Origin of the sequence: Dietzia sp. B19, from assembly GCF_014145155.1 — a bacterium.
In the GTDB taxonomy this organism is placed as follows: Bacteria; Actinomycetota; Actinomycetes; order Mycobacteriales; family Mycobacteriaceae; genus Dietzia; species Dietzia natronolimnaea.
On the sequence record NZ_JAALED010000091.1, the window covers coordinates 1 to 3,775 of the forward strand.

The window sequence follows — 3,775 nt, forward strand, 5'->3', positions numbered from 1 at the left end:
AGCGACGGCGATCCGCCGCTCGGGGGCCGGTTGGCGGGTGGATACCGCGGGGGGCCCGTCGTTGCACTGCTCGGCCGTCGTCGCGGCCTGTCACGTCCACACCACGCTGGACCTCCTGGCCCACGAACTCCCCGCGGCGGGCCTCGAGGCCTGGCGCCGCAGGATCCGTCCGGGGTTCGGGCTGGGGATGGTCGTCCGGCTGGGTACGACGGATCTGCCCCGGTACCCGGGTGTGCCCACGACCACCAGTGCGCACGGTCTGCAGCTGCTGGTGACGGACCGCCGTCGACTCGACCACCGGTACGGGGTCGCCGCGGCCGGCGGTCTCGACGCCGATCCCGCCGTCCTCGCCATGAGCTTCAGTTCGCTCGACCCCTCGCTGGCGCCGGCGGGTCGGCACGAACTGACACTGTGGTCGCAGTGGCACCCGCGGCACCTGGCGGACGGGCGCTCCTGGTCACAGGCGGGTCCGGGTGAGGCGGACCGGATCATCGCGGCCGCGGAGCGGTTCGCCCCCGGGCTCACCGACTCGATCGTCCACCGTCACGTCCAGACACCGGAGGACCTGGAGACCGAACTCGGCCTGATCGGCGGCAACGTGATGCACGTGGAGATGTCGCTCGATCAGATGCTCCCCATGCGGCCCCACCCGGATCTGGCCGGGCACACCGTCCCCGGCGCCGACGGCGTGTTCCTCGCGGGCGCCTCCACCCATCCCGGCGGGGGTGTCATCGGCACCAGCGGGAGGACGGTGGCGCGGCTCGTCGGTCGCCGACTCGGCACGTCGACGCGGCGTCGGCGCCGCACGCGGGCACAATGACGACCGTGATCGAACCGAGCACCACCGCGACCAGCCCCGTGACGGCCGCACACTCCCCCGCGCGTCGCCGGATCACGGGCGTCACCGCCCTGGTGACGATGCTGTTCGTCCTCACCGGGTGTCTCCAGCTGAACGCCCAGATGAGTGTGCGGAAGGACGACACCGTCTCGGGTCGCATCCTGGTCGCCGGCGACCAGCCGGCACAGGCGGCCGCCCTGGACCGGCTGTCCACTCCGTCCGGCCTCGAGCAGAAGGTGCGGATCACCGCCTACTCCGCGGACGGCTTCACCGGCAGGGAGATCTACTTCACCCAGTTGACCTTCGCAGAGGTCGACGCGCTGTCCCTGGCCATCGAGGTCGAGGGGGCGAGGCCGTACACCCTGGGTTTCCGCCGGAGCGGCGACACGGTGTCCTTCACCGGCTCGGTGGACCTCTCCGGAATACCGGCGGACCGGGCGGATTCCGCGTCCACCCGGGTGGACCTCACGTTCCCCAACCGCATCGGGGAGACGAACGGCACGCTGGGTGGGGGAAACTCCGTGAGCTGGACACCGGCGCCGGGGTCCATCACCCGGATGCAGGCGTCCTCGTCCTACCCGGATCCGGCGACCCGCGGTTTCGCGGTGTGGATGATCGTCGGGATAGGCGCCTCTCTACTGGTGTCGATCGGGACGATCCTGGCCGCCCGGACCTCGCGGGCCCGGTCGGACCGACTCGTACGCTGACCTCACGGGGAGCCGGTAGGGCGCACGGACCGCGGGAGCACCGCGTCAGGACCTGGTCGCCCCGACCCCCGGGGACGGGACCATCGACAGGTTGGCCAACACCTCATGCGTGGCACGGGAGAAGTTGAGGGTGTTGAAGTGCAGGCAGGGCACGCCCTCGCCGATCAGACGCTCACAGAGTTCGGTGGCGAACTCGATCCCCACCTCGCGGACCGCGGCACGGTCCTCCTCTGGCCCGTCACCCGCCGCCGCGCGCAACCGGTCGGACAGGCCGTCCGGGAGGGCGCACCCCGACAGCTCCACCATCCGGCGGACCTGACGGAGGCTCGTCACGGGCATGAGCCCGGGGATGATCGGCTTGGCCGCCTGCTCCGGGTCCGCGACCGCGAGACGGTCCCGGAGACGCAGGTAGTGTTCCACGTCCCAGAACATCTGCGTGATCGAGTACTCGGCGCCGGCGCGCAGTTTGTTGAGCAGGATCTCGGTGTCGTGGTCCAGGTCCCGCGCCCGGTAGTGCCCCTCCGGGAAGGACGCGACACCCACGTGGAAGTCCCCGACCTCGTGGATCAGTCGCACGAGCTCCTCCGCGTAGTGCAGACCCTCGGGGTGCGGGGTCCAGTCACCCAACGGGTCCCCGGGGGGGTCCCCCCGGAGGGCGAGGATGTTGGTGACACCGACGTCGGCGTACATCTGGATCATCTCGCGCAGTTCGGCGATCGTGTGCCCCACGGCCGTCAGGTGGGCGATGGGCACCAGGTCGGTCTCGCTGACGACCCTCTCGACGACCCTGACCGTCCGGTCACGGGTGGACCCGCCGGCCCCGTAGGTGACGGACACGAACGCCGCACCCAGTTCGGAGAAGACGGAGGCGGCCCGCCAGAGACGTGCCTCCGCGGCCTCGTCCCGGGGTGGGTAGAACTCGACGGAGAAGGGCACCCTGGGGGTGCTCGACGAGGCGATCCGGTCCACGATGCTCGGGTGTCGGTCGCCGCCCGCTGGGTCGATGTCGGGTAGCTGGGTCACCGGACCAGGGTAGCCCGACACGCGTCGGTGCCGACCTCCGCCCGGCGACTAGGATCACGGTATCGAGGGCTGCCGGGCGGCGGCGCCCGGAAGGGATGGTGACCGTGGTCACGGCGACTCGTCCAGACGACGGAGAGCGGATCCTCGGCGCCCTCCGCCGCCATCTCGACGGACGGCGCCGGGTCGTGTCAGGGGTCGACGATCGGGTCGACACCCTGGCGGGCCTGCTCGCGGACTTCGTCCTCAGTGGTGGCAAACGGATGCGGCCCCGGTTCGGCCTGGCGGGATGGTCGGCGGTGAACCCGGCGGACGCCGTCGTCCCGGACGAGATCGTCACCGCCTGCGCGGCACTCGAGCTGATCCAGGCGTGCGCCCTCATCCACGACGACATCGTGGACGCCTCCGACACCCGTCGCGGCCGACCCACCGTCCATCGCTCGATCGAGGCGGCCCACCGGGGACTGGGATGGTCCGGGGACCCCGCCCGGTACGGGGTCTCGCAGGCGATCCTCGTCGGAGACCTGGCCCTGACCTGGGCGGACGAGATGTTCGTGACCTCGGGCGCGGATCCGGCCGCACTCGGCCGGGCGCTCGCGCCCTGGTACGCGATGAAGACCGAGGTGCTCTCGGGTCAGATGCTCGACATCCTCGCGGAATCCTCCGGTGCGACGGACGAGCTGACGCCGGCCCGGATCAACCGGTTCAAGACCGCGGCGTACACCGTCGAGCGGCCGCTCCACATCGGTGCCGAGCTCGCCGGGGCCGGCGCCGACACCGTCGCGGCGCTCCGCGAGTTCGGTGTGGCCGTGGGGCAGGCCTTCCAACTCCGCGATGACATGCTCGGTGTGTTCGGTGACCCCGAGGTCACGGGCAAGCCGTCCGGGGACGACCTCCGTGAGGGCAAGCGCACCCTCCTGTTGGCCAGGGCGACCGCCCTGGCACCGACCGGGGACTCGGATTTCCTGCTCTCGGTCCTGGGCACCGACCTCGACACCGACGACCTCGAGCGGGCTCGCCGGATCCTCGTGGACTCGGGGGCGGTCGCCTCCGTCGAGGCGGAGATCGACACCCTGACCGTGCGGGCCCTGGACGCGATCGGTTCGGACGCGGTGAGCGAGCACGGCCGGGTCACCCTGCGCGACCTGGCCGAGGCCGCCACCCGTCGTCGGGCGTGACGATGGCACCGGGCCCGGCCCCGGGGGCCGTC

3 protein-coding genes and 1 pseudogene are annotated in these 3,775 nt (G+C 71.7%); 3 read left to right on the forward strand and 1 reads right to left on the reverse strand.

The window, feature by feature from the left end:
* Nucleotides 1–820, forward strand: a pseudogene (locus G6020_RS03670) (NAD(P)/FAD-dependent oxidoreductase); the annotation flags it as partial.
* Nucleotides 817–1,545 (forward strand): DUF3153 domain-containing protein, encoded by a 729-nt coding sequence (locus G6020_RS03675; RefSeq protein WP_182609691.1) that lies wholly within the window; start codon nt 817–819, stop codon nt 1,543–1,545. The pseudogene G6020_RS03670 and the gene G6020_RS03675, both read left to right, overlap by 4 nt.
* A 45-nt stretch (nt 1,546–1,590) precedes the next feature.
* Here the strand turns inward: G6020_RS03675 and metF are convergent, their stop codons facing one another.
* A complete protein-coding gene (metF, locus tag G6020_RS03680; RefSeq protein WP_182609692.1) occupies nt 1,591–2,568 on the reverse strand; it encodes a methylenetetrahydrofolate reductase [NAD(P)H] in 978 nt (325 codons plus the stop codon).
* A gap of 95 nt (nt 2,569–2,663) precedes the next feature.
* On the opposite strand from metF, the gene G6020_RS03685 reads away from it, so the two are divergent.
* Entirely contained in the window at nt 2,664–3,743 is a 1,080-nt protein-coding gene (locus G6020_RS03685; RefSeq protein ID WP_182609693.1) for a polyprenyl synthetase family protein, read from the forward strand.
* Nucleotides 3,744–3,775: the final 32 nt, after the last annotated feature.